This window comes from Bacteroides sp. AF39-16AC, from assembly GCF_003602735.1.
GTDB lineage: Bacteria > Bacteroidota > Bacteroidia > Bacteroidales > Bacteroidaceae > Bacteroides > Bacteroides uniformis.
Window position 1 is genome coordinate 53,240 of the sequence record NZ_QTLN01000016.1, and the last position, 26,683, is coordinate 79,922.

The 26,683-nt window shown below is 45.3% G+C and carries 19 protein-coding genes; 17 read left to right on the forward strand and 2 right to left on the reverse strand.

All coding sequences use genetic code 11. From position 1 onward, the window contains the following. Positions 1-9: 9 nt before the first annotated feature. From DW039_RS13765 to DW039_RS13800, 8 genes are all read left to right on the forward strand, one after another. Positions 10-1,647 carry a RagB/SusD family nutrient uptake outer membrane protein gene (locus DW039_RS13765; RefSeq protein WP_005833325.1) on the forward strand — a complete coding sequence of 546 codons (1,638 nt, stop codon included), beginning with the start codon at positions 10-12 and terminating at the stop codon, positions 1,645-1,647. A gap of 202 nt (positions 1,648-1,849) precedes the next feature. Continuing rightward, on the forward strand, positions 1,850-4,780 hold the full coding sequence (locus DW039_RS13770; protein WP_098032158.1) for a GH92 family glycosyl hydrolase: 2,931 nt from the start codon (positions 1,850-1,852) through the stop codon (positions 4,778-4,780). 18 nt (positions 4,781-4,798) lie between these two features. Next, positions 4,799-5,662, forward strand: coding sequence for an endonuclease/exonuclease/phosphatase family protein (locus DW039_RS13775; RefSeq protein ID WP_009037893.1), 864 nt, complete (start codon positions 4,799-4,801; stop codon positions 5,660-5,662). A gap of 13 nt (positions 5,663-5,675) precedes the next feature. Continuing rightward, a complete protein-coding gene (locus tag DW039_RS13780) occupies positions 5,676-6,818 on the forward strand; it encodes an alkaline phosphatase (RefSeq protein WP_120382036.1) in 1,143 nt (380 codons plus the stop codon). Positions 6,819-6,839: 21 nt separating this feature from the next. Next, positions 6,840-8,444: a trehalase family glycosidase gene (locus tag DW039_RS13785; protein ID WP_120382037.1), complete on the forward strand. Its 1,605-nt coding sequence runs from the start codon at positions 6,840-6,842 to the stop codon at positions 8,442-8,444. Between the two features lie 14 nt (positions 8,445-8,458). Next, on the forward strand, positions 8,459-9,910 hold the full coding sequence (locus DW039_RS13790; RefSeq protein ID WP_120382038.1) for a glycoside hydrolase family 125 protein: 1,452 nt from the start codon (positions 8,459-8,461) through the stop codon (positions 9,908-9,910). Then, positions 9,907-12,228 (forward strand): glycoside hydrolase family 20 protein, encoded by a 2,322-nt coding sequence (locus tag DW039_RS13795; RefSeq protein ID WP_120382039.1) that lies wholly within the window; start codon positions 9,907-9,909, stop codon positions 12,226-12,228. Before DW039_RS13790 ends, DW039_RS13795 begins: the two co-directional genes overlap by 4 nt. Positions 12,229-12,240: 12 nt before the next feature. Continuing rightward, on the forward strand, positions 12,241-13,689 hold the full coding sequence (locus DW039_RS13800) for a PA14 domain-containing protein (RefSeq protein ID WP_009037898.1): 1,449 nt from the start codon (positions 12,241-12,243) through the stop codon (positions 13,687-13,689). Between the two features lies 1 nt (position 13,690). On the opposite strand, the gene DW039_RS13805 is transcribed toward DW039_RS13800, so the two are convergent. Further along, positions 13,691-14,863: a DNA-binding transcriptional regulator gene (locus tag DW039_RS13805; RefSeq protein ID WP_005830046.1), complete on the reverse strand. Its 1,173-nt coding sequence runs from the start codon at positions 14,861-14,863 to the stop codon at positions 13,691-13,693. Positions 14,864-14,930: 67 nt separating this feature from the next. Next, complete coding sequence (locus DW039_RS13810; RefSeq protein ID WP_005830048.1) at positions 14,931-15,365, reverse strand: thioesterase family protein; 435 nt, start codon at positions 15,363-15,365, stop codon at positions 14,931-14,933. Between the two features lie 80 nt (positions 15,366-15,445). On the opposite strand from DW039_RS13810, the gene DW039_RS13815 reads away from it, so the two are divergent. The 9 genes from DW039_RS13815 (at position 15,446) to DW039_RS13855 (ending at position 26,672) form a co-directional block, all read left to right on the forward strand. After that, on the forward strand, positions 15,446-16,009 hold the full coding sequence (locus DW039_RS13815; RefSeq protein WP_005830050.1) for an L-threonylcarbamoyladenylate synthase: 564 nt from the start codon (positions 15,446-15,448) through the stop codon (positions 16,007-16,009). Between the two features lie 8 nt (positions 16,010-16,017). After that, positions 16,018-17,808 carry a chloride channel protein gene (locus DW039_RS13820; RefSeq protein WP_016273078.1) on the forward strand — a complete coding sequence of 597 codons (1,791 nt, stop codon included), beginning with the start codon at positions 16,018-16,020 and terminating at the stop codon, positions 17,806-17,808. 173 nt (positions 17,809-17,981) lie between these two features. After that, complete coding sequence (gene fmt, locus DW039_RS13825; RefSeq protein WP_120382040.1) at positions 17,982-18,953, forward strand: methionyl-tRNA formyltransferase; 972 nt, start codon at positions 17,982-17,984, stop codon at positions 18,951-18,953. A 265-nt stretch (positions 18,954-19,218) separates the two neighbouring features. Then, positions 19,219-19,869: a ribulose-phosphate 3-epimerase gene (gene rpe / locus DW039_RS13830; protein ID WP_005830060.1), complete on the forward strand. Its 651-nt coding sequence runs from the start codon at positions 19,219-19,221 to the stop codon at positions 19,867-19,869. Positions 19,870-19,927: 58 nt separating this feature from the next. Then, complete coding sequence (locus DW039_RS13835) at positions 19,928-21,964, forward strand: ComEC/Rec2 family competence protein (RefSeq protein ID WP_120382041.1); 2,037 nt, start codon at positions 19,928-19,930, stop codon at positions 21,962-21,964. Positions 21,965-22,050: 86 nt separating this feature from the next. Further along, on the forward strand, positions 22,051-23,088 hold the full coding sequence (locus DW039_RS13840; protein ID WP_005830066.1) for a bifunctional oligoribonuclease/PAP phosphatase NrnA: 1,038 nt from the start codon (positions 22,051-22,053) through the stop codon (positions 23,086-23,088). Between the two features lie 103 nt (positions 23,089-23,191). Next, entirely contained in the window at positions 23,192-23,803 is a 612-nt protein-coding gene (locus DW039_RS13845) for a DUF4827 domain-containing protein (protein WP_005830068.1), read from the forward strand. Positions 23,804-23,828: 25 nt separating this feature from the next. Next, positions 23,829-25,217 carry a phosphoglucosamine mutase gene (glmM, locus tag DW039_RS13850; protein ID WP_005833310.1) on the forward strand — a complete coding sequence of 463 codons (1,389 nt, stop codon included), beginning with the start codon at positions 23,829-23,831 and terminating at the stop codon, positions 25,215-25,217. 99 nt (positions 25,218-25,316) lie between these two features. Further along, positions 25,317-26,672 (forward strand): sodium:alanine symporter family protein, encoded by a 1,356-nt coding sequence (locus DW039_RS13855; protein WP_005830073.1) that lies wholly within the window; start codon positions 25,317-25,319, stop codon positions 26,670-26,672. Positions 26,673-26,683: the final 11 nt, after the last annotated feature.

Sequence of the window (26,683 nt, forward strand, 5' to 3'; positions counted from 1 at the left end):
AGAATGATTATGAAAAAAAATATATTATTTTTTGCGATGTCTGCCACATTGCTTATGAGTTCTTGCAGTGACTTCCTTGATGTGCAACCAGAGGGAGATGCTACTACAACGACTTATTTTACCAATGACCTGCAGGCTATTGATGCTGTAGATGCATTGTATGAAAGATTTCATCAGGAAGCTGTATATGGACGCGAACTGTTTTGGGAACAAGGTGCCGCGTGCGACGTTGTGTGGGGAAAGACCCGTGATTTTCCAACACTTGCTACATTGAAATATACAGGAGACGAATCCCCTTTGCGTACTATTTTTGATACTATGTACAAAGTGATGGCACGTTCCAACTGGGTAATACAAGAGTTGCTTAAGAAAGGGAAAAGCACCACTTTGAGTGATATTGAAAAGAGAAGTCTCGGTGAAGCTTACTTCACTCGTGGATGGGCTCATTTCTTGATCGCTTATCGTTACGGTCTTGATACACAAGGGGTACCTTTTGTCCGTTATGAAGATTTTGAAGGTGGCTATGACAATTCTATTCCTCCTCAGCAAGCTTCGGTCATCGATAATTATAAATTGATTATCTCGGATATGGACAAGGCAATAGAGTATTTGCCCCGTTTTGAAGAGTATGGAGATAATGATAGAGGACGCGCGCACGATGCGGCTGCAGTAGCTTTTAAAGCTAAAGTTTATGCTTATTGGGCAACTTGGGATGCTACACAATGGGGAAATGTAATCAGTATGGTCAATGAACTGGAAACTGCTTACGGACGTGATTTAGCCGGTACTTATGAAGAGTTGTTCTCTTCTGATTTCTCTAAATGGTGGAATAAAGAGTATATTTGGACTATTCCTGGAAATGGTGGCTCTCAAGGTGGCGGTTCGGAGTTTCCGGGAGTTGTCCTTGAGAACAAAGGCTGGGGACAATATAATGGCTGGGGACAGAACAAGCCGTCTTATGATATTTACGAAGAGATGTTGAAAGACGGAGCTGGTAATGACCGTTTGGTTCGTACGGTTTTAGAGTATGGTCAGGAATTTCAATTCTTGGGTGAATCCCGTGCTTTTTATTCAAGCTCGGATATTGAATCCGGTTTTATGATTAATAAATACATGGATCCCTTTAAGTATGAAGATGCAGCCAATAAGGGGTATATCAATACAAACGGAGACTGGCCGACGGTACGTATTAATTTCCCGGTTATCCGTTTTGCAGAAATGTTACTTTTCCGTGCGGAAGCTTATTTGATGACTAATAAAGCGGACTTGGCTACGGCTGATTTGAATCGCATTCGTAAACGTGCCAATGTTGCATTATTGACGGGCACTGCTACTATGGCTGACCTATATCATGAACGCCGTTGTGAATTGGCATTTGAGTTTACAGACCATTTATATGATTTGAAACGCTGGTATCGCTCAGGCAATACTGAAATAAAGGCTTTGGCTGCTGCCGAATTGAATGCCCGTCCGCGCGTACGTCATTATGCCAACCGCCAGGACCCTGCTTCCACATTCGTTGTAGGTGAGTATGAGGATTATACGGATAAGATTGCTTATCAGGATTACATGATCGTATTCCCTTATCCTTCGGTTCAGATTACCAAATCTGATGGTAAGTTAAAACAGAATCCTCATTATGATTGATATTTTCTCTGAAAGAGATAAAATATAAAAAAAGACCTCATTGCCATTGGTCTAATCTGCAGGGGTTGGTATTTTCGGGTATTGATCCTTGCAGATATTTCTTCTTTTTCTTTCATTTGCAAAGGCTATTCATAAAATCATTTTAATATACGGAGAGACGGCATTCCCGACAGTCTGCAGCGCTCTTCAAATATACAGTCTGATGAAATTAAAAACTCTTATATGTGCAACTACTGCCTTTTGGGCTTGCTGCTCTTGTACATCCGGTGAACTATCTCCCGTAGACTATGTAGACCCTTTTATAGGTACCGGCTTTCATGGGCATACTTATCCGGGGGCAACCGTTCCGTTCGGGGCGGTACAGTTAAGTCCTGACACGCGTGCCGGAAACTGGGATGCTTGTTCGGGGTATCATTATAATGATACGACTCTAAAAGGTTTTTCACACACACATTTAAGTGGGACCGGATGCATTGATCTTGGGGATATACTGTTTCGTCCTACTACGCTGAAACCGGATTTGACTACGGAAAGCATTTACCAGCCAGCGGCTTTTTCCCATAAAGACGAAGATGCTTCTGCCGGATATTATTCGGTTGTTCTGAAAGAAGAAGGAATAAAAGCTGAATTGACGGTAACGGCACACGCCGGTATGCACCGCTATACGTTTCCTTCCGGCAAAGAAGCATCTATTATTATAGATTTGACTCATTTGCTTGATAACGAATATATTTATGAGGCTGAACTTGAACAGACTGCCGCCAACGAAATAACAGGTATGCGCAGAACCAGGGGATGGACGGACAATCAGTACGTTTATTTTGTAGCCCAGTTCTCGAAACCTTTTCAGGCCATAGACTTTATACAGAATAAAAAGATGGTTTCTGCAGGAGTTAAGTTGAACGGTACCGATTTGCAGGCTTGCTTGTCCTTCGATAATAGTAATGGAGAGCCGGTTATAGCCAAAGTTGGATTATCCATTGTCAGTGAAAAGAATGCACGTGAGAATTTGGAAACCGAGGTGATAGGTTTCGATTTTGATGCCGTGCGTAGTGCTGCCCGTTCCGCTTGGGAACAAGCTCTCTCTGCTATTACGGTAAAAGGCGGCAATACGGACGACTTGAAGAATTTCTATACAGCCATGTATCATTCTATGGTTGTACCCAATGTCGTGAGTGATATCAATGGTGAGTACCGCCGTCATAATATGGAAATTGGGCAATTGCCAAAAGGCAAAGTGCAATATTCTACATTTTCGCTTTGGGATACTTTCCGTGCATGGAATCCGTTGATGACTTTGATTGATACAACTTTGGTCAATAATATGATAAATTCCTTTCTGGACATTTACGAATCTTCGGGTGAACTTCCTATCTGGCCGCTTTCTGCCGGAGAGACGGGAACTATGATTGGTTATCATGCAGTGTCCGTTATAGCAGATGCTTATATGAAGGGTATTAGAGGATTTGACGCGGAAAAGGCGTTGGAAGCTATGGTAGTTTCTTCTGAAAAGAACAAAAAGGGAGCTGATTACTATATTCAGAATGGCTTTATTCCTTCTAATATAAAGAAAGAGTCCATCTCTTGTTTGCTGGAGTTTGCCTATGATGACTGGTGTATTGCACGTATGGCTCAGGAAATGAGTAAGGATGATATTTATCAAAAGTATATTCAACGTTCCCAGAACTATATCAATGTTTTTGATGGTAATACAAAATTCTTCCGCCCCAAGCGGATGGATGGGAACTGGGAAACTCCCTTCAATCCTATTGAGGTAGGTCGTGCCTATACGGAAGCCACAGCCTGGCAGTATCGCTTCTTTGTACCTCACGATGTAAGCGGTATGGCACAACTGTTTGGTGGTAAGAAAGAGTTTATTACCGCACTCGATTCTATCTTTACAGTAGAGTCGGGTGTACATGGCGATTTAGTGGATATTACCGGACTGATAGGTCAATATGTTCATGGCAATGAGCCGAGCCATCATATCGCCTATCTGTACGATTACGTCGGACAGCCTTGGAAGACGCAGGAAATGACACGCCGTCTGCTCCATGAAATGTACGCTCCTACGCCTGAAGGAATCATTGGTAATGAAGATTGTGGACAGATGTCCGGTTGGTATATATTATCCTGCTTGGGTATTTATTCAGTTTGTCCGGGAAGCAATGAATTTGCACTGACTACTCCTCTATTTGAGAAAGCGGTTGTCAACCTGGCAAATAGAAAGACTTTGACCATCCTTGCCAACAATCCGAAGAAGAATGTCTATATCACAAAAGTAGAATTGAACGGACAACCGATAGATGTAAATTTTATTACTTATGCACAGTTGATGGAAGGTGGAGAACTTCGTTTTACTTTGTCCGACAAGCCGAATATGGAGAGAGGTGTTTCCTCTGAAGCATCCCCTTATTCCTATACTAAAGATGAAGTCGTTTCCATTCCCTATGTGGATAAGGATTTGAACTTGTTTATGGATAAGGTAACGGTTGCATTGGCCACAACAACCAAGGATGCCGAAATCAGATATACATTGGATGGCAGCGAGCCCACAGAGCAATCGGTATTGTACGAGCAGCCTTTTGAACTGGACAAGACCACTTTAATAAAAGCCAAAGGATTCAAGGAAGGTCTCCGCTCAAGCAGAACATTATCCATATCGGCAACGAAAGCTGAATTGAAGGCTGCTCTTTCTGTAAATCCTACTCAGAATGGTACATCTTATAAGTACTTTGAAGGCACTTACCAGAAAGTGGCTGATGTAGAAAAGTCACCGTTGCTGGAGTCTGGTGTCATGCCCGAACCTTCTATTAAGGGTGCTAAGCAGGAGGATCATTTCGGTTATATCTTTTCTGGATTGATAAATGTTCCCGAAGATGGAGTCTATACTTTCCAGACCCGTTCGGACGATGGCAGTGTCTTGTACATTCACGATGAGCAGGTAGTCAATAATGATGCTTCCCATGCTGCAATTCCTGCTACCGGAATGGTCGCGCTGAAGAAAGGTTTTCATCCTTACAAGCTCTATTACTTTGAAGATTATGAAGGTGAGTATTTGAGCTGGGCTTGGAAACTGCCTTCTGCCGAGAAGTTGGCACCCATTCCTGCATCGGCTTTATTTGTGAAATAATAGTTTAATATATATGCTATGAGAAAGTTATTTTTGTTATTTTTACCTTTGTTCGCTGCATCATGCGGACAGGTGAAGCAGCAGGCACCTGCACCAGAGCCCGTTAATGTCATGAGTTTCAATATTCGCTATGACAATCTGGAAGATAGCTTGGACAACTGGCAATACCGTAAAGACCGCGCGGCAAATGCCATCCGTTTTTATGATGTGGATATATTGGGTACGCAAGAAGTACTTCATAATCAGTTGGAAGACCTTAAACAACGATTGCCGGAATACGGAGTCATCGGTGTAGGTCGTGAAGATGGAAAGGAAAAGGGTGAATATAGTGCACTCTGGTATAAGAAAGATCGTTTCAACTTGCTGGATTCTGGCTATTTCTGGTTGAGCGAGACTCCTGAAGTTGCCGGTTCCAAGGGCTGGGATGGAGCTTGTGAGCGTATCGCTTCATGGGCAAAACTGCAAGATAAAGTAAGTGGCAAGGAGTTCTTCGCATTGAATACCCACTTGGATCATGTAGGTGTTGCTGCACGTCGTGAAGGTATAAGCCTTATGCTGGATAAAGTAAATGAGTTGAGTGGTAACTTACCCGTAGTAGTAACGGGCGACTTTAATGCTAGTCCGGAATCGGATGTCATCAAACACGTGACTGACCCTTCCAATCCGGAACACTTGACAGATGCACGCCAGGCATCGGCAATTGTTTATGGTCCGGCATGGAGTTTCCATGATTTCGGAAAGATTCCTTACGATAAACGTCCGCTGATTGATTACGTTTTTGTACGTAATGGACTGAAAGTTTTGAGGTATGGTGTATTGGCTGAAACAGAGAATAATGCTTTCCTCTCCGACCATGCCCCTATTTTAGTAACGGTTGAATAATAAAACAATAATTATGACTAAGATATTAAGAATATGTATCGTTATGCTCTTGGCAGTCTTGCTACTGCCGGTAGAGTTATCGGCACAAAGCCGCCGTGATAAAGAACAGACCTATGTTTTGGACCAACCTTATGAGGTGACAAAGATTACCCCTCCCCAGGGCAAGAAGATAAAGAATGTCATCTTGATGATTGGTGATGGCATGAGTCTTATGCACGTATATTCTGCCTGGACAGCCAATCGAGGCAAGTTGTTTTTGGATAACTGCCAGGTAGTGGGTTTGTCTAAAACCTATTGTGCCAACAAGCTGATTACAGACTCGGGAGCGGGTGGAACAGCCATAGCTACGGGGCGGAAGACAAACTATCATTCTGTGGGTGTAGATACCGAAGGACGTCCTTTGAAATCATTGGTAGACCTGGCTGCTGCTAAAGGTAAATCGACCGGTATAGCGGTGACTTGCCGTCTGTGGGATGCCACTCCTGCTGATTTTTGTTGCCATAACAAGGATAGGGATGCGGAAGCTGAAATCGTAGCAGATTACGTTAATTGCAGTGCCGATTATGTATTCGGTGGAGGTGCCAAGCTTTTCGAAAACCGTGAAGATGGACGTGACTTGTTTAAGGAACTACGCGATAAAGGATTTCAGACTCCTCGCAGTTGGGATGAATTGGCTGGCATAAAGAGTGGTAAGGTATTTGCCGTACCTTATCCCGTCGATACTCCTCTTCCTGCTGAACGTGGCGACCTTTTGGCACGTGCTTCATTGAAAGGTATCGAATTGCTGGACCAAAATAAAAACGGTTTCTTTATGATGATAGAAGGTTCGCAGCTGGATGACTACGGACACTTCAATGACATTGATTTGCTGATGCAGGAAACACATGACTTTGACCGTACCGTTGGTGCTATTTATGAGTGGGCTGCCAAGGATGGAGAGACATTAGTTGTAGTTACCGCAGACCATGAAACCGGTGGACTTACGTTGGTTGATGGAGATTTGGCAGAAGGCAGAATCGTATGTAAGTTCTCTACCGGTGGTCATAGCGGTGTAATGGTACCAGTGTATGCTTTTGGTCCCGGTGCAGAGGAGTTTACAGGGATTTTTGAAAATACTGCTATCTTTGACAAGATAAAAAAACTGCTCAATTTGTAATTTAAAAAATAACGATTTCCTATGTTGAAACACATTTTATTGGTAAGCTTGCTTTCTTTTTCCACTCTCCCTTTGCTGAAAGCTCAGAGCTGTGGCAATGATGAAAAGTATCATTTGCCTTATAAAAATACATATGTAAAGGAACCGCTGGTCACTGAAAATGAGTATCGTGTGGCAAAACCTGAGACGATTGTGCCGAAAAGCTTCGAAGAAGCTCGGCAGATTCTTCCCAATCCCATTTGGGGTGGACATGACAAGGAACTTGAAATGTATTGGAAGGCATGGGAAATAGCTATCGGCAATATTCGTGCTCCTCAAGCAGGCTCGGGTTTTGTCTCAAGCTATTTGGATACAGCTTATAATGGTAATATCTTTATGTGGGATTCCTCTTTCATTCTGATGTTTGCCCGCTATGGTACCCGTTTCTTTCCTTTCCAGAATACGCTGAACAACTTTTACGCCAAGCAGCATCCCGACGGTTTCATTTGCCGTGAAATAAAGGCGGATGGTGCCGATTGCTTTGAACGCTATGATCCGGTGAGTACCGGACCGAATTTGATGCCTTGGTGTGAGATGGTCTATTTCCATCAGTTTGGTGATACGGAACGCCTGCACAAGATATTTCCGGTACTTTGTGCTTATTATAAGTGGTTGAAATTGAACCATACTTGGAGAAATGGAACCTACTGGTCAAGCGGATGGGGGACCGGCATGGATAATATGCCCCGTGTTCCGTCGGAATACAGCCCTATCTACAGTCACGGGCATATGATTTGGTTAGATACAAACCTACAGCAATTATTTACTGCCAATTTACTACTTGAGATGGGCTTTTATCTGGAACGTTGGCAAGAGATAGAAGAGTTTGAAGACGAAGCCAAAATGCTGGGAAAATATATCCATGACAATCTTTGGGATGAAAAGACCAGTTTCCTTTATGACCAGTATGCTGACGGTACGCTCTGTACAACCAAGGGAATAGGTGCCTATTGGGCTCTGTTTACTGATGTATTGGATTCTGTACAGTTGGACCGCATGGTGAAGGAATTGGATAATCCTGCCACATTCAACCGGAAACACCGTATTCCTTCTTTGTCTGCCGATAATCCCAAGTACAAGGAGAATGGCCGTTATTGGCAGGGTGGCGTATGGCCGGGAACTAATTACATGGTGATGCAGGGCCTTGTGCAGAAAGGTTATGGTAAACTGGCACGGGAGATTTGTTTGAATCATTATGCCCAGGTGTTTGAGGTCTATAAGAAGACTGGAACTTTTTGGGAATATTATGCTCCGGAAAGTGCTGAGCCGGGATTTATGGCAAGGGATAATTTTGTGGGTTGGGCAGGACTTCCTCCTATTGCTGAATTGATAGAATTTATTATCGGTATTCGGGGAGATTATGCCAAAAAGCAGATTATCTGGGATATGAATTTGACGGAGATTAACGGCATAGAACGCTATCCTTTTGGTCCCGAAGGGCTTATCTCCTTAAAAGCTGAAGCACGCCGTTCTGCAAGTGATGAACCCCGTATCACAGTAGATTCTAATATTGATTTTGAACTGTGTGTACTCTATGGTGGAAAAGAGAAAAAGATAAATGTGACATCCGGTAAGCATACCTATTAAAGAAGAAATCAATCATGAAAAACAATATGTCAAGACGCCAATTTCTGAAGACTGGCGGGCTTGCCTTGGCTGCAATGACCTTTCAGCCCGCTTCCGTATTATCTTCATCCGGGACTTTCAGCCAGAGATATGTTTCGTTGCGTCCTTCTGCAAGCAAAAGGAGCTTCATTTCGAAGGCAGTAGATGCTGCTATTGAAGAAGCAAAGCCTAAAATAAAGGACGAGAAGTTGCGTTGGATGTTCGAGAACTGTTTTCCCAATACGCTTGACACTACTGTCAGATATAGAGTGAAGAATGGCAGACCAGATACTTTCGTCATTACAGGTGATATAGATGCCATGTGGCTGCGCGACTCTTCAGCGCAAGTATGGCCCTATCTGCCGTTGATGAAGAAAGATAAGGACTTGCAGTTGATGGTGGCAGGACTTGTCAACAGACAGACTGAATGTATCTTGATAGACCCGTATGCCAATGCCTTCAACGACGGGCCGTTGGGCAGCTATTGGGAAACCGACCATACACAACATATGGTTAAGGAACTGCATGAACGCAAATGGGAGATAGATTCTTTGTGCTATCCCATTCGTCTGGCTTATCATTATTGGCAATACACGGAAGACACGTCTGTGTTCGATGAAAATTGGCATAAAGCTATGCTGCTGGTGGTCAAGACCTTTAAAGAGCAACAGAGGAAACAAGGCTTAGGACCTTATAGCTTTACGCGCGATTGCGACCGCTCTACAGATTCGCAGATTAACAACGGATGGGGAGCACCGGTAAAGCCGGTCGGCTTAATCGTTTCTTCTTTCCGTCCGTCAGATGATGCTACACAATACGGTTTTCTGATTCCTGCTAATATGTTTGCGGTTGTGTCATTGCGCCAATTGGCTGAGATAGAGGATAAAGTTTATGGAAACAAGGACTTCTCCGGAGAATGTATAACATTGGCAGATGAAGTGGATGCAGCTATCCGTAGGTATGGTACTTTCAATCATCCGGTTTGTGGGCGTATTTATGCTTTTGAGGTCGACGGTTTTGGTAACGCGCTTTGTATGGACGATGCTAATGTACCCAGTTTGCTGGCTGCGCCTTATCTGGGTTATTGTTCTTTTAAAGATGCGATTTATCAGAATACCCGTAAAATGATATGGAGCGGCAATAATCCTTATTTCTTTAAAGGAAAAGCCGGTGAAGGGGTAGGAGGCCCTCATGTGGGATTGAATTATATCTGGCCGATGAGCATCATTATGAAGGCTTTTACAACGGATGATTCCGAAGAAATACGTGCTTGTCTGAAGCAACTTCGTGATACGGATGGAGGGACGGGCTTTATGCATGAGTCTTTCCATTCGGAGGATGCCGCGGACTTTACTCGTTCCTGGTTTGCCTGGACAAATACTTTGTTCGGTGAACTGATACTGAATACAATCAAGGAATATCCCAACTTATTATCCCAAATACTATGAAGATAAGATATTGGTTACTGGCTATGTCATTCATTTTTCTCTCTTGTGGGAGAGTGGCTGATGATGTAGAGGCAAACTATGGTATTATACCCATGCCGAATGAACTTGCTCCAATGCAGGGAGTGTATGTCTTGCAAGGGGAAAAAACAGTGGCTGTCCCTTCCGGGGAAGCCGCGATGAAAGTTTTTCATTATTTGGAGGATGCGTTGAAAAACACTTCTGTAACGCTGAAGGGTATTTCGGAAACGGGAAAGGCCGATATTTGCTTATCTATAGATAATTCCTTGCCCAATGAGGCCTATACATTGGAGGTTTCTTCCGATAGGATAAATATATCTTCCAATGAAACTGCCGCCGGATTTTTTTATGGTGTCCAGTCTTTGCTGCAGCTCATGCCGGCAGCCATTTATGATGGTGACCGGAAATACGAAGGAAAGATTAGGATTCCTGCTGTCAGCATTACGGATGCTCCCCGTTTCCCTCATCGTGGGGCTATGATGGATGTAGGACGTAATTTTCTGCCCAAAGAGGAAGTGCTGAAGTTTCTTGATTTGATGGCATTCTATAAATTGAATAAATTCCATTTTCATCTGACAGATGACCAAGGATGGAGAATAGAAATAAAGAAATACCCGAAACTGACTGAAATAGGTTCTTATCGTAAACAGACTCAGATAGGACACTCTGATTATTATTTTCCACGGCGTTACGATGGAAAAGAAAAGAGAGGCTATTATACGCAGGAAGAAATAAAGGAAATTGTGAAGTATGCATCCGACCGTTTCATTACGGTCATTCCCGAAATTGAAATGCCGGGACATGCATCCGCAGCACTGGCTTCCTATCCGGAACTTTCTTGCGGACAGGGAAAGACTTATGTGGTGCGTGATTATTTTGATGTTTTTGATGAGGTCTATTGTCCCAAAGAGCATACATTTGAATTCTTACAAAATGTGCTGACCGAAGTTATGGAACTCTTCCCCAGCCATTATATCCACATTGGTGGAGATGAGTGTCCCAAGAAAGCATGGAAGAAGTGTGCCCATTGCCAGCATTTGATGAAGTGGGAAGGTCTGCCCAACGAAGAAGCTCTGCAAAGTTGGTTTATCCATCGGATTGAGCAATTTGTGAACAGTAAAGGGCGTGACATCATCGGGTGGGATGAGATTCTGGAAGGAGGGCTTGCCCCTAATGCTACCGTCATGTCATGGCGTGGCGAGAAAGGAGGTATCGAAGCGGCTCGCCAACGGCATAAAGTTATTATGACACCCGGCAAGAAGTGTTATTTGGACTACTATCAGGAAAGTCCGGAATTTGCCGCGTTGGCTATCGGCGGTTTTCTTCCGTTGGATACGGTGTACAATTATAACCCGCTTCCTGCTGAACTGACTCCGGAAGAACAAGCTTATATAATAGGTGTACAAGCCAATATCTGGGGAGAGTACATACAGACTCCCGAATATTTTGAATATATGGCTTTCCCTCGTTTGCTGGCTATGTCAGAGGTGCAATGGACACAGCCGGAACATAAGGACTTCGAGTCGTTTGCCCGTAGGCTGGATAAGGAGTTTGAACGATTGGATTATTGCGGAGTGAATGCTTGCCGCAACTTCTATGAAGTCAATCAGGCTGGTGCGTGGAACAAGTCGCAGCAGACTTATGAGGTGACTTTGAACACCTTCTGTCCGGATGCCGATATTTACTATGCGGTAAATGATTCAACGGTCAACACTTCATCTTCCCTTTATGAGACTCCGATACCGTTGGACGAGGATGCAACTATTTATTCGGCAGTTTACAGAAGCGGTAAGCCGCTAGGGAAAGTGACCCGCAAGAGTTTTGCTGTAAACAAGGCAACCGGATGTGACTATACTTGTAATCCTGAAGCAGGATGGGAACACTTGAATAAAGGCTTCGGGCTGACTGATGGACGACGTGGCTATGCCCGCGACATGCGTCGCTGGATTAGCTTCTACCAGGATACTGTACAGATTGTAGTGGAACTGAAGAAACCTCAAAAAGTCAAGGAAGTGGCCTTTTCTTCTTTATGGCGGCCGGTAAATGAGATATGGCCGGCAAGAGCGATGGGTGTCTCTGTTTCAATGGATGGTCAGACTTTTATTCCGGTGGGCACTAAACGGCTGACTTATGATTTTAGCTTGACGGAAGGCACCCGTTTTCCGGCATCTCTTTCATTTGCCGAAACGGAAGCTACATTTGTCCGCTTGGAATTATTGAGTGGTGGCTTGTGCCCGAAAGGATATTTTCATGAAGGGTTGCAGAGTGAGTTGGCAATAGATGAAATAGAAATATATTAATCTCAAGAAATTATGAAGAAAATAGTTGTTCTTTTAGTTGTACTGTTGGGCTGTATGCCGGTAACGGCTTTTGCGCAGAAGCAATTCTTTTTTAAGGATGGCAAGTTTGTAGTAGCACAGTTTACAGATTTGCACTGGATGCCGGGTTCTGCAAAGTGTGCCGAAACGGCAGCTACTATCCGTGCTGTCCTGGCAGCCGAACATCCGGACATTGCTATACTGAGTGGGGATGTGGTGACCGATGACCCTGCTATGGATGGATGGAAAAGTGTAGTGGATATTTTCAATGAAGCCAAGATGCCTTTTGTGGTGATGATGGGAAACCATGATGCAGAATACTTGACGCGCAATGAAATCTATGATTTCCTCTTGAAGTCTCCCTACTATGTGGGGGCAAAAGGCCCTGAAGATATTATGGGATGTGGTAATTGTGTGATTTCTATTTATAGTCCGGAGAAGAAGGACCAGGTAGAGGCATTGCTCTATTGCATGGATTCCAACGACTATCAGCCTAATAAAATCTATGGTGCTTACGACTGGATTCATTTCGACCAAATAGAATGGTACAGAAAGCAAAGTAAGCACTTTGCAGAGAAGAACGGTGGTAATCCCGTTCCTGCTTTGGCCTTTTTCCATATTCCGCTGATTGAATACAACGAAATCAGAGGTGACGGGAAAACTTATGGCAATGACAAAGAAGGTGGAGTTGCCTCTGCTAATATCAATTCCGGTATGTTTGCTTCCTTCCTTGACATGAGGGATGTAATGGGAGTATTTGTAGGACATGACCATGATAACGATTTTATAGGAATAGATAAAGGTATTGCATTGGGATACGGACGGGTGACCGGTGCGGATGCGTATGGAGAGTTGACGAGAGGAGCCCGTATCATTGAACTGTACGAAGACCAATTCAAATTTGACACATGGATTTCCACTCCTTCGGGAAGGGAGGCTGCCTACTATTACCCTTCAGGTCTGAATTCGGATGAGGAGCAGAGTATGGCTTATTTGCCGGCTACGGGAACTTCTCCCAAGAAGCAGGGCGTGGCATATACCTATTATGAAGGCAAATGTAAACGTGTTGCCGATATTGCCGCCTGCAATAAAGTGAAGGAAGGGGTGATGAAGAACTTCTCGATTGAAGAAGTAGCCGTCCCTGATCATTTTGCTTATGATTTCCGTACGTTGGTGAAAATTCCAGAAAGGGGAGTATACCGTTTCTATACTTTTTCCGATGATGGTTCTAAACTATACATAGACGGTAAATTGATTGTTGATAACGACGGTGGACACAGCGGACGCCGTGCCGAAGGGAAAGTCGCTCTCGAAGCAGGGTACCACGAGTTGCATCTGCTGTATTTCGAAGATTACATGGGCCAGGAATTGGAAGTCGGGTATTCGGGACGGAATGTTCTGGAAACCGTGTTACCTGATACCATGTTGTTTGTACCGGATTAAATCAGCGCTGGTAACTCTTTGTCTGGTACTCTTTCCGATATTCATTGGGGGAAACTTTCTTCAAAGCTTTGAATTGGCGGGACAAGTTCTTCAGATTGTTTATTCCGACTTGTTCCGCCACATCTGCAATCGGAGCATCACTGGCCAACAGCAATTGGGCAAAACGTTCCATCCTAAGGTTGAAGATGTATTTGTGGATGGATTGCTGAGTGACTTGCTTGAAACGAATCTCCAATAAACGGCGTGATAATGGTACTTGTTTCACTATATCCGATACGGTGATATCAGCCGCTATATTCTGATGGATATATTTCAGAGCGGTTTGGATATGGGCATCGGTGGTAGAATAGAAGTCGGTCGAAAGCCGGTTGATTATATTAACTGGTTGGAGCACTACGTCCTGATAAGTGGCCTCCTCATCATTCAATAGATGTTCTATGAGGGCAGCTGCCTCAAATCCGCCTCTTACAATGTTTTGGCTGATACTGGATAGGGGAGGGTCTGAAAGATTGCATATAATCTCATCATTGTCGACTCCTAATATTGCTATCTTGTCGGGCACTCTGATGTTGTTGACTTTACAGATTTCCGTAATGCGGTTACCTTGATTGTCGTCGCAAGCCATGAGTGCCGTAGGTTGTGGTAATGACTTTAACCAGTTGAGCAGGGGCGGTGCTTCATAAAACCATAAGTCATCAAGGGATTGGTCCTGATAAGAATAGAAATTGTTTCCAAACCCTTGGGCTGCTATACATTCATAGAAACCCTCGCAGCGTTCTTGTGACCATACCGTATCGCGATAACCGTAGAATGCGAAGTTCTGAAAGCCTTTACTCAGAAAAAACTCTGCTGCCATTCTGCCGGTCTTGCGGTAATCGCCGGTGATGTTTGGAATATTGCTGAACCTTGATTTATAATCCTGGGCCAATGCGATAATTCCGTTTTCACGGAATAGCTCCACGTTGTCATCATTGTCAAATCTGCCGATGATTGCATCTGCATGCCATGTCTTTGCCCATTTCAAGACTCCTTCTATACCATGACTGTTTTTGTAGGAGGGTGGCATACGGCATACTACCCATGGCTCATGGCTTTTGGAATAGGCCAATACCCCCTTTAGTAGATTGTACGAAAAGGACTCTGTAAAATCGGTCAATAATATCAATCGAATCATAGCAGTTGACTAAATGTAACTGATTGTTACTTATACAAATGTTAGCTTAATTGACAAATATAGGATTTTATTTCTTTTTCTTCAAATCTTTTCCCTCATATTTGCAGATTGCTTCAATCCATTTTTCTTCCAGTGGCTTGGACTCGTGTTTGGCGAGGTCGAAGGCTACCATGACGGAGGTACATACGCATTTTACTTCTTGGGTTTCCGTATCAATGACCCGTTGGGCGAGGTGGAAGCTTTTGGTTCCTATCTCAGTGACGGCAGTTTGCACGGCGATATGGTCCGAACCATAAATCTGCGCAAGGAAGTTTGCTTCAATATGGACGACAACGATACCATCCTTTTCCCAATCTACATCCGGGCATACGGAAGCGAAATATTCCGTTTTTCCTAAATCATAAAAAGAGAAGTAAACAGTGTTGTTTACATGGCCGAATTTGTCGACGTCATTGAAGCGTAGTTGTATGGGCAGGGTGTGGTTAAATTGAATTTCTTCCATTGTTTTCTCTTAAACTTTGTTTATAATCGCTGCAAAAATACTATTTTTGCGTGTTAATCCGTGAACTTATATATCAAGAAATGATAGAAGACATCAAAAAAGCCTGCCAGGTAATGAGCGAGGGCGGGGTAATTCTGTATCCGACAGATACGATTTGGGGTATAGGTTGTGACGCTACCAATGAAGAAGCGGTGCGCCGTGTATATGAAATCAAGCAACGCTCTGACAGTAAGGCGATGCTGGTATTGGTAGATTCTCCGGTAAAGGTGGATTTCTATGTGCAGGATGTTCCGGAGGTTGCCTGGGATTTGATAGAACTGGCTGACAAGCCCCTTACCATAATTTATTCCGGAGCGCGTAATCTGGCTCCTAACTTGCTTGCCGAAGATGGTAGTGTAGGTATCCGTGTCACCAGTGAGGCATTTTCAAAACGGCTTTGTCAGCAGTTCCGCAAGGCGATAGTCTCTACTTCTGCCAATGTCAGCGGGCAACCGTCTCCCGGTAACTTCAGTGAAATAAGTGAAGACATCAAGTCTGCGGTGGATTATATAGTAGGATACCGCCAGGAGGAAACGGGACGCCCGAAACCGTCCAGTATCATCAAGTTGGGCAAGGGCGGAGTCATTAAGATTATTCGCGAATAAAAGGAAAAATGGCAGAGGACAAGAGGAGTTTGTTGCAGCGCTTCATCATATGGCGCGAAAAGAATATCAAGGAAAAGCGGTTCATACTGATTCTCAGTTTTCTTGTAGGTATCTTTACGGCATTCGCCGCACTGATACTGAAAGTCATCATACACTGGATACAGAACTTCCTGACGGATAATTTCAATGCGACGGAAGCCAACTACCTTTATCTGGTCTATCCGGTAGTGGGTATCTTCCTGACCGGATTGTTTGTCCGCTACGTGGTGAAGGACGACATCAGTCATGGTGTTACCAAAATCCTATACGCCATCTCGCGGCGGCAGGGACGCATCAAACGGCATAACACTTGGTCGTCCATCATAGCCAGTTCCATTACCATCGGTTTCGGTGGTTCGGTCGGGGCAGAGGCGCCTATTGTGCTGACGGGTTCGGCTATCGGTTCCAATCTGGGAACCATCTTCAAGATGGAGCATCGTACGCTGATGCTATTGGTGGGATGTGGTGCTGCCGGTGCGGTTGCAGGCATTTTCAAGGCGCCGATTGCCGGTCTGGTATTTACGCTGGAGGTACTGATGATAGATTTGACAATGTCCTCCTTGTTGCCGTTGCTGATATCTGCGGTGACGGCTGCAACTGTTTCCTATATCGTGACGGGTACGGATGCCATGTTCAAATTCCATCTGGACCAAGCTTTCGAACTGGAGCGTATTCCGTATGTCATTATGCTGGGTATCTTCTGCGGATTGGTTTCCCTTTATTTTACCCGGGCCATGAACTCTGTGGAAGGCGTGTTCGGAAGGTTGAGAACTCCCTATAAGAAACTGATAATGGGCGGTGCCATGCTGAGTATCCTGATATTCCTTTTCCCACCGTTGTATGGCGAAGGTTACGATACGATAGAATTGTTGCTGAATGGGATGAGCAATGCCGAATGGGACACGGTGATGAATAATTCCTTCTTCTACGGGCACGGCAATCTGTTGCTGATATACCTCATACTGATTATTCTGTTCAAGGTTTTTGCCTCGAGTGCCACGAATGGCGGGGGCGGTTGCGGCGGTATCTTCGCACCTTCGTTGTATCTGGGTTGTATTGCCGGTTTTGTCTTTTCACATTTCAGCAATGAAATAGAGATGACGGCTTATCTGCCCGAGAAGAACTTTGCCTTGATGGGAATGGCGGGGGTCATGAGTGGGGTCATGCACGCTCCGCTGACCGGCGTGTTCCTCATAGCCGAGCTTACGGGAGGATACGACCTGTTTCTGCCACTGATGATTGTTTCCGTCAGTTCCTATCTTACCATCATCATGTTCGAGCCTCATAGTATCTACTCCATGCGTTTGGCCAAGAAAGGAGAACTGTTGACGCACCATAAGGACAAGGCCATCCTTACTTTGATGAAGATGGAGAATGTGGTGGAAAAGGATTTTGTGACCGTGCATCCCGAAATGGATTTGGGCGAACTGGTAAAGGCCATTTCTGCCTCGCATCGCAATGTCTTTCCCGTGACGGATAAGGAAGGGGTGCTGATTGGCATTGTCTTGTTGGACGATATCCGGAACATTATGTTCCGCCAGGAGTTATATCATCGCTTCACGGTGGGAAAACTGATGACTTCGGCTCCGGCACGTCTGTATGATACGGACAGTATGGAGCAGGTGATGCGCACCTTTGATGATACGAAGGCGTGGAATCTGCCGGTGGTGGATGCGGAAAACAAATACTTGGGCTTCGTGTCCAAGTCGAAGATATTCAACTCGTACCGTGAAGTATTGGTACATTTTTCAGAAGACTGAGGACTTTTTGGTATTTACTATTTTACTATTTACAAGTTACTATTTGCCGTTCGGGGTGATGGGGCATTGTAAATCGCAAAGAAGATGCTTCGTACATTGTAAATGGTAAATTGTAAATGGGCAAATGAGTCGCCTCGCAAATGGTACATTGTAAATGGTAAATTGTAAATGAAATGGTGGAAAAGAAGAATTTGAGGATTGTATATATGGGTACTCCCGACTTTGCGGTGGAGGCTCTTCGTTGTCTGGTAGAAGGAGGTTACAATGTGGTGGGTGTCATTACGATGCCCGACAAGCCTGCCGGACGGGGACATAAACTCCAGTTTTCTCCGGTGAAACAGTATGCACTGGAACATAATCTTCCGCTTCTTCAGCCGGAGAAGCTGAAGGATGAGGCTTTTGTGGAGGCGTTGCGTGCATGGAAGGCCGATTTGCAGATAGTCGTTGCTTTCCGCATGTTGCCGGAGGTGGTATGGAACATGCCGCGATTGGGCACCTTCAACCTGCATGCTTCCCTGCTTCCGCAGTATCGCGGCGCAGCCCCCATCAACTGGGCGGTGATTAATGGTGATACGGAAACGGGCATCACCACTTTCTTCCTGAAACATGAGATTGACACCGGTGAGGTTATCCAGCAGGTACGGGTACCCATTGCCGATACGGACAACGTGGGTATCGTCCACGACAAACTGATGCTGTTGGGCGGTCGCCTGGTGGTAGAAACCGTAGATGCCATTCTTGCCGGTACAGTGAAAAGTATTCCTCAAGAAGAAATGGCCGTCGTGGGTGAACTGCGTCCGGCACCGAAAATCTTCAAAGATACTTGTCGTATTGACTGGAACCGCCCGGTGAAGCGTATTTACGATTTTATACGCGGTCTTTCTCCCTATCCTGCCGCTTGGACGGAGCTGGTCCAACCCGGTGGAGAATCTGTTGTGGTAAAAATCTTCGAGACGGAGAAAATAGGGGAATCCCATCAACTGGTTCCCGGAACCTTGCAGACAGACGGGAAGACCTATATCCGCGTTGCTGCCGAAGATGGCTTTGTCGGCATCTGCTCCCTCCAGCTTCCGGGCAAGAAGAGACTGAAAACGGATGAACTGTTGCGCGGCTTCCGGTTGACGGAAGGATACGTGATGAAATAACTGATTGTCATTCAGTGACTTCCTACTGCAAAACTACTGCACTCGTTTTGCAGCGTCACTGCAAACCACTTTGCAGTGTTGCTGCAACTAATATGCAGTGTGACTGCAACTGCTTTGCAGTAGCACTGCAACACGTTTGCAGTGACGCTGCAAAAGGTATGCAGTAAGTTTGCAGTGAGAGTTTTGACTTCCAATGTTAGGCTGAATTAAATCTTTTCTCTATATTTGTACATAACAAAGTTCGTAAACTTTAGAACATAACATTATGAAACCAATCATATCCCCTTCTATTCTCTCTGCCGATTTTGGTTATCTGGCACGAGACATTGAAATGATTAACGAAAGTGAGGCGGAGTGGGTACATATCGACATCATGGACGGTGTGTTTGTCCCTAATATTTCTTTCGGATTCCCGGTACTGAAGTATGTGGCAAAACTGTCGCAGAAGCCTTTGGATGTGCATCTGATGATTGTACAGCCGGAGAAGTTTATTCCGGAGGTGAAGGCTCTGGGAGCACATGTCATGAATGTGCATTACGAGGCTTGTCCGCATCTGCACCGCGTGGTGCAGCAAATCCGCGAAGCAGGGATGCAGCCGGCGGTAACGATTAATCCGGCAACTCCCGTATCCTTGTTGAAGGATATTATTAATGATGTATACATGGTGCTGATAATGAGCGTAAATCCTGGCTTCGGCGGACAAAAGTTCATAGAGCATTCTCTTGATAAAGTGCGCGAGTTGCGTGAATTGATTACGGTTACCGGTTCGCAGGCCTTGATAGAAGTGGACGGTGGCGTAAACTTGGAAACCGGTTCGCGTCTGGTAGAGGCTGGAGCAGATGTACTGGTGGCAGGCAATGCCGTTTTCTCGGCTCCCGACCCGAAGGAGGCCATCCGTGCATTAAGGAATCTGTAAACCGTCTTCTGGATTGATAATCGACAGCTGGCAACGGCATCCTTTCCTTCGACTGTTGATGCCGTTGGTAGTTGGTATTTTGTGTGGAGATGCGTTTCCACACGTGCTTTCTGCATGGGAGTATGTGGCAGGTTTTCTGCTTTTTCTTTTTATTATAGGTAGATACAAGCATACCGGATGGGTGTATGGAGCGGCGGTATACCTTTTCTTGGGTGGTACGGGGGGCTGCTTGATGAGTTGGCAGCAGGGAAAGACGGTATTTCCCTTTTCGGGCAAACCTGCTGTTTATAGGGTTTGTATCCGTGAGCATCCAGAAGAGAGGGAGCGCAGCATATTGTGCAGGGTTGCCCTGCTGGGAGAGGTAGAGAAGGATACAGTTACGGGTTGCCCCCGGAATCATCTTTTTCTGGCTTATTTTCCGAAAGATTCTGCTACGGCCACTTTGCGCCGTGGTGATGAGTTGCTGGTATCTACCCGGCTTGTTCCTCCGGCAAACAATGGTAATCCCGACGAGTTTGACTATGCCCGCTACCTGAGGCGGAAAGGCTATAGCGGCACGGCTTACGTGGCTGACGGACATTGGCGGAAGACGGGGCATGATGCCTCTCGCACTGTCAGCCAGGTGGCACTGGATTATAGGGAGAAAGTGGTTGGCTTATACCGGAGTTTGGGTTTTGAAACTGATGAATTGGCGGTACTTGCTGCGTTGACAGTGGGGGATAAAGAGGAACTGAGCGATGATATTGTGGAGACCTACTCCGTCTCGGGAGCCAGCCATGTACTGGCACTTTCGGGATTGCATATAGGGTTTCTGTATGCTTTGCTCTTGTTTGTGCTTCGTCCTTTGTGGAGGCGATGGCGGCGGTTAAAACCTTTGTTGCTTTTGCTTCTGGTCCTTTTCTTGGTGAGTTTTGCTTTTTTCACGGGATTGTCTTCCTCGGTGGTGCGGTCGGTCGTCATGTTCTCTTTGTTGGCGTTTGCCGGTTTGCAGCCGGAAAAGCCGCTGACTCTGAATACGCTGGCGGCAACTGCTTTCCTGATGCTGCTGTGCAAGCCGGTCTGGTTGTTTGATGTCGGTTTTCAGTTGTCATTCTCGGCGGTTACAGCTATTGTACTTGTACAGCCTAAGTTATATGCCCTTTGGAAGGTTGACAATCGTTTCCTGCGATATTTGTGGGGACTTATGACAGTGTCCATGGCGGCTCAGCTGGGTACGGCCCCTTTGGTCATTTTCTATTTCTCCCGTTTTTCCACTCATTTTCTGTTGACTAATCTTTGGGTAATTCCCATGGTGTCGTCCGTTCTGTATTCTGCTGTCTTTCTGTTGATGCTTACGCCGCTGCCTTTTGTACAACATCTGTTTGCAAGGGTAGTAGAGGCATTGGTACATGTCCAGAATGAAGTGCTCCGCTGGATAGAGCATCTTCCCGGCGCTGTTGTCGATGATATTTGGCTGGATATATGGGGTGTTTTGCTCGTCTATCTGTTCTTGGGGATGGCATATTATGGCTTTCTACGCCTTACGGTACGTAGAGTCTGCTTTGCGTTGCTGGCATTGTTGGCAGTGGTTTCCTGGCATTCCCTTTCCATCATGTCCAATGTTCCCCGGCAGGGGATTGCTTTTTATAGCGTGAGAGGCTGTCCCGTTGTCCATTGTATGGCAGACAACCGTCATTCTTGGTTGGCATGTACCGATAGCTTGCCGGATATGCCGCGTTTGTGCCGTGCCCTTTCTCCGCATTGGAACCGCCTGCGTCTGGAGACTCCCCGACTGGTTGCCGGAGATTATACCACTTCCGGCTTATCCATGCGCAACCAGATTGTCTCTTACGCCGGTAAGCGCATCTGTTTTCTTTCCGACAACCGTTGGAGAAACAAGAACTCTTCCCGTCCCCTTTCAGTTGATTATTTGTATGTCTCCAAGGGGTATCAAGGTGGGGTAGAGGAACTTACTTCGCTCTTTTCCATGGGCATGGTGGTGCTTGACGCTTCTCTTTCAGACTATTATCAGAATAAGATTGCCAATGATTGCGTTCGCTTAGGTATTCCCTATCTTCTTCTTTCTCAAAAAGGTTCTTACCGCATATTGTTATAAATCACAAACTTTTCGTACTTTTGCCCCTTCAATTTGTTATAAACGCCAAATAGTAAATAGTCAATCGTCAAATAGTAAATAAAAATATGTTGACCAAAGTAATAGAACAATCCAAGATAGACCATTTCACCAAATGGTTTGACCGTGCAGACAAGATAGTAATCGTTTCGCATGTGGGTCCCGACGGGGACGCCATCGGCTCTTCTCTGGGCTTGTGGCACTTCTTCAGCTCACAGGGAAAGACGGCGAATGTTATTGTGCCGAACGCCTTTCCCGACTTCTTGAAATGGATGCCCGGGAGCAAGGACGTCCTTCTGTACGACCGCTACAAGGAGTTTGCCGACAAGCTGATTGCCGAGGCGGATGTCATTTGTTGTCTGGACTTTAATGCTATCCATCGTATAGATGCCATGGGTGACGCTGTTCTTGCATCCCCGGCAAGAAAAATACTGATAGACCATCATCTCCATCCGGAGGATTTCTGCAAGATTATCATTTCCCATCCGGAGATATCTTCCACTTCGGAACTGGTTTTCCGCCTGATTTGCCGTATGGGCTATTTCAGTGACATTTCAAGGGAAGGAGCAGAGTGCATCTATACGGGTATGATGACGGATACCGGCGGGTTTACTTACAATTCCAATAACCGGGAAATCTATTTCATCATCAGCGAACTGTTGTCGAAAGGTATTGACAAGGACGAGATTTACCGCAAGGTGTTCAATACTTATTCAGAAAGCCGTTTGCGCCTAATGGGATATGTCTTGTCACAAATGAAGGTCTATCCGGACTATCATGCAGCCTTAATTTCTCTGACTAAAGCCGAACAAAGCCAGTTCGACTATGTGCGTGGAGATAGTGAAGGGTTTGTGAACATTCCTTTAAGTATCAAAGGGGTGATTTTCTCTTGCTTCCTGCGTGAAGATACGGAGAAGCCGATGATAAAGATTTCTTTACGTTCGGTCGGTACATTCCCCTGCAATCAGCTGGCTGCCGAGTTCTTTGGCGGCGGCGGTCATTTGAATGCTTCCGGCGGTGAATTTTATGGAACGATGGATGAGGCCCGCAAGGTCTTTGAGCAGGCTTTGGAGAAATACAAACCGCTGCTGAATGCCAAAGGATAAAAAAAGTTCAGTTGTAAAGGTTAAAAGTTACGAACTTTCTATCCGCAGCTTTCAACTTTCAAGGAAATCAGATACTTTTGTACGAAATTACTAAATAACAGAAATGAAGAAACTTACTTTATTCTTTTTTGCCTTACTTGCAGTTTGTTTAGCCTTCCAGGCATGCGATAATTCTAAAACTTATGCCGAAATGCTTGAGGAAGAAAAAGATGCCATCAAAGCATTTATCAAAGACAGTAGCATTGTCGTTATTTCTCAAAGTGAATTCTATGCGCAAGATTCGACAACGGATGTAAGCAGGAATGAGTATGTGCAGCTGGCAAGCGGGGTGTATATGCAGATTGTGGATAAAGGTTCGACGAATCCTGCAGATACAGTTAAACCGAATGATTTGATTTTGGTGCGCTTTGAAGAACAAGGGTTGATAGCTGTTGGAGGGGTGAAATCGTATATAACCAATATGAATAGTCCGACTGTTGTGGATGAGTTTAGATATTCTGTTACTTCTTCGTCTATTGCCGGACTTTTCACTCAAGGCTATATGCTTATATATCATGGTTCGTCTGTACCTGCTGGCTGGCTGGTTGCGTTGAATTATATTCGTAACGGAGCACATGTGAAGCTGATTGTTCCTTCCAAGATGGGACAGTCGGATGCTATGCGGGACGTTCATCCTTATTATTACGATTTACATAAACTCCAAATTTGGAACTAACCGATAAATTTTAAATCATTAACCTATGACTCTAATCAAATCTATTTCTGGAATCCGCGGAACAATTGGCGGTGGTGCTGGCGAGGGATTGAATCCGCTCGACATTGTGAAGTTCACTTCAGCTTATGCTACCCTGATTCGTAAGACGTGTACTGTAAAAAGTAACAAAATCGTGGTAGGGCGTGATGCCCGCATCTCTGGCGAGATGGTCAAGAACGTAGTAGTCGGTACCTTGATGGGTATGGGCTGGGATGTAGTGGATATTGATTTGGCTTCTACTCCGACTACCGAGCTGGCTGTAACCATGGAAGGTGCCAGTGGAGGTATTATTCTGACTGCCTCACACAATCCCAAGCAGTGGAATGCGTTGAAACTGCTGAATGAAAAGGGCGAATTTCTGAACGCTGCCGAAGGCCAGGAAGTACTCCGCATTGCCGCCGCCGAAGAATTCGACTATGCCGAAGTGGACCAACTTGGCTCGTACCGTCAGGATTTAAGCTACAACCAGAAACACATCGACAGCGTATTGGCACTTGACCTCGTAGATGTGGAAGCTATCCGAAAGGCAAACTTCCGTGTAGCCATCGATTGTGTAAACTCTGTAGGTGGTATTATTCTGCCGCAACTACTTGAACAACTTGGCGTTCAGCACGTAGAGAAGCTCTATTGCGAACCGACCGGTAACTTCCAGCATAATCCCGAGCCTTTGGAAAAGAACTTGGGTGACATCATGAACCTGATGAAAGGGGGGAAGGCAGATGTTGCATTTGTTGTAGACCCTGATGTAGACCGCCTGGCAATGATTTGCGAAGACGGCAAGATGTACGGTGAAGAATATACACTGGTTACTGTTGCCGACTACGTATTGAAACATACTCCGGGCAATACGGTATCCAATTTGAGTTCGACCCGTGCCTTGCGCGATGTAACTCGCAAGTATGGGCAAGAATATTACGCTTCTGCCGTAGGTGAAGTGAATGTAACTACCAAAATGAAGGAAGTAGGTGCCGTTATCGGTGGCGAAGGAAACGGTGGGGTAATCTATCCGGCCAGCCACTATGGACGTGATGCCTTGGTAGGTATTGCCTTGTTCTTGAGCCATCTGGCACACGAAGGTAAGAAGGTGAGCGAACTCCGTGCATCCTATCCTGCATACTTCATGGCAAAGAATCGTGTAGACTTGACTCCTGAAACAGATGTAGATGCTATTCTTGCCAAGGTGAAGGAGCTGTATAAGAATGAAGAAATCAATGATATAGACGGTGTGAAGATTGACTTCCCCGACAAATGGGTTCATCTGCGTAAGAGCAATACGGAACCGATTATCCGTGTCTATAGTGAGGCTGCCACACCGGAGGCTGCCGAGGAAATCGGCCAGCAGATTATGAAGGTGATTGAAGACCTGGCTAAATAAGGCCGAACGAAATGTTATAATGAATGTCCCACTTTCCCGTGAAAGAGAAGTGGGACTTTTTTTAAACCTTCCCATGAACTCCTCCATCAAACTACTACTATGAATGGTATTTTAGATTCTATAGGCTCAGCAATAACCACTGTCAGTGACTTTGTCTGCGGGTATCCCTTATTTATCCTTCTGATAGGGGGAGGACTTTTCTTGTTCTTTTATTCCGGAGCTGTGTCCCTCTGCCGCATCGGATATTCGATAAAGGCCTTGCGCTATAAATCGGAAGTGGCGGGCGAAGGACAAATCAGTTCTTTCCAGGCCTTGATGAGCGCCATAGCGTCAACAGTGGGTATGGGGAATATTGCGGGGGTGGCTATCGCTATTACAGTAGGAGGTCCCGGAGCCATTTTCTGGATGTGGGTAAGTGCTGTTGTGGGTATGTCCACCAAATTCTTTGAAGGGGCTCTTGCCATTATGTACAAAGGACACGATTCTGCCGGAGAACCGCAAGGGGGGACGATGTATATCATTCTTCATGGGTTGGGCGAACGCTGGAAACCGTTTGCTTATTTCTTTGCGGTGGTGGGGTTGATAGGTACGTTGTGTGTAATGCAAGCCAATCAGTTGGTCGAGTCTGTCACTACGGTATTTACTACTCCGGCAGGAATAGAGAATACACTCGGTCTGCGTTTTGTGATGGGTATTGTCATCAGCCTGGTGGTAGGGGCGGTCATTATCGGTGGCATCCGGCGCATTTCGGTTATCTCGGCTAAAATAGTGCCGGTGATGGTTACTTGCTATATGCTGCTTGTCTTCGTTATTCTTTGTTTGAATTTTGATAAGTTGCCGGGAGTGTTGGCTTCCATTTTCCAGTCTGCCTTCAGCCTGGAAGCCGGTATCGGTGGAATTTTGGGAACTGCACTGACTGGTGCCCGCCGTGCTGCCTACGTCAATGAAGCAGGCGTAGGTACGGCCTCTATGATGCATGGCGCCTCCCGTAATGACAATCCCATTCGTGAGGGGCTGGTAGCCATGATTGGACCGGCCATCGACTCGGGGCTTGTTTGTACATTGACGGCCTTCCCTATTCTTATAGCTGGAAACTATGCGTCGGAAGGAGGCATAAAAGGCCTTTATATTGCTTTGAATTCTTTTGAGCAGCTCCTTCCCGGCTATGGGCATTATCTGCTGATGGTGATGGTCTTTTTCTTTGCCTTTTCTACCATGTTCTCTTATTCGTATTATGGACTGAAGTGCACCAACTTCTTGTTTGGTGCGGAGAATGCCAAGTATTATAACTACTTCTATTTGGTGATGATTGTTGTGGCTGCCATGATTCCGTTGGGAGCAGTGGTTGCCATCATGGATTTGGCTTTTGCCTTGATGGCATTGCCTACGATGACGTCACTGCTGTTACTTGCTCCACGGGTCAGGAGAAAGATGAAGGAATATTTTGCGAACTGATAGAAAGCAGC